Here is a 5910-nt window from a genome sequence, read left to right as displayed (position 1 = left end):
GACCAGGGTCGTGCCACAGCTGGCACTGCTGCCGAGGTAGTCGATGCTGCCGTTGCCGGCCACCGTCCAGGTCCGGTAGCGCCAACGGCTGGGCCGGTCCTCACTGACCTGCTGCACGCTGGCAGGCGTCAACGCCGCGTCCACCGACCACAGTCCACCGGCTGCCAGCCGGGTGAACAGCACCCGCCCGCTACTGCGGTCGAAACGCGCCTGCGATACGCCTTCCAGGCTGGCCAACCGCCGCCACGGCTGCGCGCTGCGGTCGAACAGGCTCAAGCGGGTGTGCTGGTCGGCATCACGTTCAACCACCAGCAGCTGCTCCGCGTCTGCGCCGTACAACGCCTGCAATGGCTGCTCGGCGGGAACCGGAAGGCGATGCAGTTGTTCATCGCGCGGTGCGATCTCGTAGACAACCGCTTCGCCATGCTCATCGCGGCCCACCACCAGCAGATGCCGGCTGTCGGCCGACCAGTCGGGCGCCTGCCGTGCCTCGGGCTTCAGCCCCTCGATCGGCCGCAGCGACTCCGGCCGCTGCATGTCGGCCCACCACAGGGCGAAGCTGCCGGAACGATCGGAACTGAACACCAGTTGCCGCCCATCCGGTGCCACCATCGGTTGCCCGTCGCGGCCACTGGAGGCGAACAGGCGCTCACCGGCACCGCCCTGCGCGGGCATCCTGAACACCCCGAACTGCGCGCGCCGATGCACGAACGCCAGCATGTCGCCGCGGCGGGACACTGCCGGCCACTGCGCATCGTCGAGCCCAGCGTCGCGCAATGTGCGGCGCTCGACGTCGAGGTAGTACAGGCGTGCTTCGCTGTCCACGCGGCGACCGAACACGATATGCCGACCGTCGCCCAGCCACGCCCATCCACGCAGTTCGGCCGATTCGGTGGTCAACTGCTCGGGCGTGCCGCCGCTGGCAGGCATCCGCCACAGATCGCCCAGCTGAGGGTTGCGGACAAACACCAGCCATCGGCCATCCGGGGAATAGCGCGGGGCGTAGTCGAAATCATCCTCGTCGACAGCGTACTCCAGCGCACGCCATTGGCCGGTGGCCAGATCGAGCACGCGGATGCCGCGATGGGCATAGCGACCGACCATGCTGCCGAAGACCAGGCCACGGCCATCGGGCGTCCAGTCGAAACTGAGCAGCTCGGTGCCGTCGCAGCGTGTGGCCTTGCGCACGGCGCCGCCGGTGGCGCTGGCGATCAGCACCTGGCAGCTGGCATCGGCACCAAAGCGGGCGAAGGCGATTTCGCGGCCATCGGGCGACCAGTTCGGGAAGCGGTCGCTGGCACCTGCCGGTGGCGAAAGCAGCTGGCGCGCGGGCGCATTGCCGGAGGTCTGCACCTTGATGGCGTTGCCGCCGGTGCCATCGTCGTTGGCGCCTTCGTAGGCGACCTGCGATCCATCAGGAGAAAGTGTGGGATAGGTCTCAAAACCGGCCGTCGCGGTAATCAATCGATACGGCCGCTCAGGGCTTCCGATCACCCGCGTGCCGTTCTCCACTGCCGCATCCACCGGAGAATTCACCGGCGCCGGGCGGCGCAGCAGCAGTACGCTCAACACCACCAGCGCAAGCAGCATCACCACGCCCAGCGCCAGCAGCAGGCGACGGCGCAGACGGCGCCAGCGGCGGCTCCCGCGTTCAACCACGGGCGCGGCTGCGGGGGCCACGGCGTTCGGCGCAGGCGACTGCGGTGCGGACGATTCCTCTGCAACAGCCATCGCATCGGTCTCGTGGTCCGGCAACGGCTGCACCGGCACCAGCAGGCGGTAGCCGGTCTTGGCAATGGTCTCGATGTACGCCTGGCCATTGTCGTCGTCGACGCTGAACGCCTTGCGCAGCTGGGTAACAGCCTGGGTCAGCACATCGTTGGTCGGCAGCGTGTCCGGCCACACTTCGGCGAACAGCTCGTCACGGGTCACCACCCGCCCCGGCTGCCGCATCAACATGCGCAGCACGCCCAGCGACTTGGGCGTCAAACGGCGTGTACGGCGGGCACCGGCGACTTCGACCTCACGCGAGGACAAAGTAACGATGCACTCACCGACGCGGACGCGGTCGGATTCAGGCGACTGGATTTCGCTGTTGATCATTCGTTGCTATGGGGCTGAAACAGGCCGCAAACACTGTTCACCATCGATCCCTTCCCATCCTTGGCACAGCAAGAAGCCAGATTCCGCACAAAGCATCGGCGCATACCGCAAAAAAAACGAAGCCTCCGGATATTAGCCTATGCGGGTTACCTCGCCTATCGCGTGGTCGACATCAGGCTCTCTCTCGCCGACGCATTCACATAATACGCATCATCATTCGCGCCCTTTTGGGCGCGATATTTTTATCTGGCGTTCATTTTCAGAAGCGTTTCAGCATGGTCAGGCCAACCAGCCGCGAAACCACCAGCGCTACGTACATGACGCCGGAAAACTGCTCCAGCATTACCAGCGCGCGGGCCTGCGGATGCAGTGGCACGACGTCGCTGAGACCTACCCCGGACAATAAGCTGAAGCTCAGATAAAGCAGCTCCATCCATGTGCGCTGCGCGCCGCCACTGGCGCCCTGGAAACTGCCCGGATACCACTGCTGACATACGGCAAAGGTAAAAGCGAATGCCCATGCCAGCAGAGTGAACGTGGCACCGGCGGCGAACAGCTCGTCGCGCGTCACTTTGTGGTCCTGCAGCATGTAAGCGATCAGCGCTCCGGCGGTGTAGAAATACAGCAGGCTTTCCAGCAGCTGCGCGGTGATGCCCAGTGCAGGCCGGTCGAGCAGGGCCGCCGAAAGGGAAAACACCACCGCCGGGATGGCCAGCACCAACGCCAGCCATGTCCCCAGCGGGCTGCGCTGCACCACCCACAGGGCCAGGCCGAGCACGGCCATGCCGAATATGCCTACTGCCGCGCGCCCGGCAGCAGTTTCGTCCAACGCCGGGTACAGCAGTACCGACAGCAGCTGTGCCCCGAGCAGCCAGGCAGAGGGGTGACGGCGGGCGATGGCCAGCCAGCGGGTAGTTACGGCAATGGGCATGGTTCCTTATCCCCAGGGAACGTTGGGGCGAGGATAACGGCAAGGCTGTGAGATGGGGGACTGGACGGTGCCGGGCATGACCCGGCACTGCCCCTCTGCGATCAGCCCTGCTGGTACACCTCGGCGCCGGCTGCACGGAACTGTTCGGACTTCTCCTGCATGCCCTTCTCTGCGTACTCGCGCACGTCCTGGGTGATCTTCATCGAGCAGAAATGCGGGCCGCACATCGAACAGAAGTGGGCCAGCTTGTGCGCGTCCTTGGGCAGGGTCTCGTCGTGGAATTCCTTGGCCTTCTCCGGGTCCAGGCCGAGGTGGAACTGGTCTTCCCAGCGGAACTCGAAGCGTGCCTTGCTCAGCGCGTTGTCACGCACCTGCGCCCCCGGATGCCCCTTGGCCAGGTCAGCAGCATGGGCGGCGATGCGATAGGCCATGATGCCGTCGCGCACGTCCTGTCGGTTGGGCAGGCCCAGATGCTCCTTCGGCGTGACGTAGCAGAGCATGGCAGTGCCGAACCAACCGATCATCGCCGCACCGATCGCGCTGGTGATGTGGTCGTACCCCGGTGCGATGTCGGTGGTCAGCGGGCCAAGCGTGTAGAACGGCGCCTCGCCGCACTCGCGCAGCTGCTTGTCCATGTTCTCCTTGATSAGCTGCATSGGCACRTGGCCGGGGCCTTCGATCATGGTCTGCACGTCGTGCTTCCACGCAATCTTCGTCAACTCACCCAGCGTCTCCAGCTCGCCGAACTGCGCCGCATCGTTGGCATCGGCAATGCAGCCAGGACGCAGGCCATCACCCAGCGAGAAGGTCACGTCGTAGGCCTTCATGATTTCGCAGATGTCTTCGAAATGGGTGTAGAGGAAGTTTTCCTTGTGGTGGGCCAGGCACCACTTGGCCATGATCGAACCGCCGCGGCTGACGATGCCGGTAACACGCCTGGCGGTGAGTGGCACATAGCGCAGCAGTACCCCGGCATGGATGGTGAAGTAGTCCACGCCCTGCTCTGCCTGTTCGATCAGGGTGTCGCGGAAGATCTCCCAGGTCAGCGCTTCGGCGCGGCCGTCGACCTTCTCCAGCGCCTGGTAGATCGGCACCGTACCGATCGCCACCGGCGAATTGCGGATGATCCATTCGCGCGTTTCATGGATGTGCTTGCCGGTGGACAGGTCCATCACCGTGTCGCCGCCCCAGCGGATCGCCCACACCAGCTTTTCCACTTCCTCGGCAATGCCCGAGGACACCGCGCTGTTGCCGATGTTGGCGTTGATCTTGGTCAGGAAGTTGCGGCCGATGATCATCGGCTCGCTTTCCGGGTGATTGATGTTGTTGGGCAGCACCGCACGGCCGCGGGCGATTTCCTCGCGCACGAATTCCGGGGTGATGATCTGCTGGATCGACGCACCGAATGCCTCGCCAGGATGCTGCTGCAGCAGTGCGGCATCGCGGATGGCTTCCAGCCGCTGGTTTTCGCGGATTGCCACGAATTCCATTTCCGGGGTGATGATGCCGCGGCGCGCATAGTGCATCTGGGTGACGTTGGCGCCGGCCCGCGCGCGACGTGGCAGGCTGCGCGCGGGGAAGCGCACCGGGTCCAGCTTCGGATCATGTTCGCGCGCGCGGCCAAACGAGGAGCTGAGGCCGTCGAGCTGTTCGGTGTCGTTGCGCTCCTCCACCCAGCCACGCCGCAATGCCGGCAGGCCCGCAGACAGATCGATGCGCACGTCCGGATCGGTGTACGGGCCGGAGGTGTCGTAGACGGTGACCGGTGCGTTCTCTTCGCCACCGAACACGGTGGGCGTGCGGGTCAGCGCGATCTCACGCATCGGCACCTGCAGATCCGGGCGCGAGCCGGGCACGTGGATCTTGCGCGAGCCGGGTATGGGCCGGGTCACGGACTCGGAGAGTTGCTGGGCCTGTTGCTGCAGGGCGGAGAGCTGTGCGTTCATCGGGCATCGTCCAGGAAGGTCAGGGACGAAGCGGCGGCGCACTGCCCCCGCGCCCGGACGGCACCAAAGCGCTCCTTGGGCAGGTTCCGGGTACGGCTGCATTGCAAAGCTTCCCTACGCCGGTATGAGCCGGATCAGGTTCCAAGGGACTATCTCAACCGTGGCCACAAGGCCGCGGTACCCCCGCTTCTTGGTGGGCATTAGAGCATAGAAACCACTCGGTCTCCTGGCCGATCGCCCACGCAGGGCGCGGATCTACCGCGCCTGCGTTAACAGAACCGTGACGTCGCATTCAGTAACGTGCACGCGCGCCGCACCATTGCACGCGGCGCTTTCCCTGCCGCCATAGCGGTACCTGTCCGGTGCGCACACTTTCGCCGGCCCACTCCCTGCAAGCTTTCGCTCGCTCCCCTCAATCCCTTGATCGGAGAAGCTCCTTCATGGTGTTTCGCATTTCCATCGCACTGGTGCTTGCCCTGGTGCTGCTCGCCGGCCTCGCGCCCGGCCCCTTCAATACCGTCGTGCAGGCGGCGCTGGGTGATGTTATCCGCAGCGTCGGTTGGCTGTACCTGCTGGTGGTATTCCTGGCGCTGGTGTTCCTGATGTACCTGGCCTTCGGCCGCTTCGGCAACCTGCGCATCGGTGGCGAAGACGCCGAGCCCGAGTTCTCGCGCGCCAGCTGGATGTCGATGCTGTTCGCTGCCGGCATGGGCATCGGCCTGGTGTTCTGGGGCGCGGCCGAGCCGATCTCACACTTCACCAAGCCACCGGAAGGAATTGAACCGCAGAGCATGGATGCCGCGCGTGCATCGATGCGCTATGCGTTCTTCCACTGGGGCCTGCATCCGTGGGCGATCTATGCACTGATCGGCCTGGCGATGGCCTGGTTCCAGTTCAACCGCAATGGGCGCGGGCTGGTCAGCGATATGC

The 5910-nt window shown here is 65.1% G+C and carries 4 protein-coding genes and 1 riboswitch; of the genes, 1 reads left to right on the top strand and 3 read right to left on the bottom strand.

All coding sequences use genetic code 11. From position 1 onward, the window contains the following. The 3 genes from AB4Y84_RS10915 to thiC form a co-directional block, all read right to left on the bottom strand. Positions 1-2103: winged helix-turn-helix domain-containing protein (locus AB4Y84_RS10915; RefSeq protein WP_442250123.1), on the bottom strand; the 2103-nt coding region annotated here is incomplete at its 3' end. 259 nt (positions 2104-2362) lie between these two features. Next, positions 2363-3034, bottom strand: coding sequence for an ion channel (locus AB4Y84_RS10910; protein ID WP_312107191.1), 672 nt, complete (start codon positions 3032-3034; stop codon positions 2363-2365). A 101-nt stretch (positions 3035-3135) separates the two neighbouring features. Next, positions 3136-4980 carry a phosphomethylpyrimidine synthase ThiC gene (gene thiC, locus AB4Y84_RS10905; protein ID WP_025874155.1) on the bottom strand — a complete coding sequence of 615 codons (1845 nt, stop codon included), beginning with the start codon at positions 4978-4980 and terminating at the stop codon, positions 3136-3138. A gap of 93 nt (positions 4981-5073) precedes the next feature. After that, positions 5074-5175: riboswitch (TPP riboswitch) on the bottom strand. A gap of 245 nt (positions 5176-5420) precedes the next feature. Between thiC and AB4Y84_RS10900 the strand changes: the two genes are divergently transcribed. After that, positions 5421-5910: BCCT family transporter (locus AB4Y84_RS10900; protein ID WP_442250122.1), on the top strand; the 490-nt coding region annotated here is incomplete at its 3' end.

Source organism: Stenotrophomonas sp. 2YAF22, assembly GCF_052114665.1.
GTDB lineage: Bacteria > Pseudomonadota > Gammaproteobacteria > Xanthomonadales > Xanthomonadaceae > Stenotrophomonas > Stenotrophomonas indicatrix.
Note: the sequence above shows the minus strand (reverse complement) of the source record. Positions and strands in the feature narration are given on the sequence as shown.

What these genes read in the sequence shown, in the direction of transcription:
- AB4Y84_RS10910 (WP_312107191.1), bottom strand. Translation starts at nt 3,034, where the DNA reads ATGCCCATTGCCGTAACTACCCGCTGGCTGGCCATCGCCCGCCGTCAC.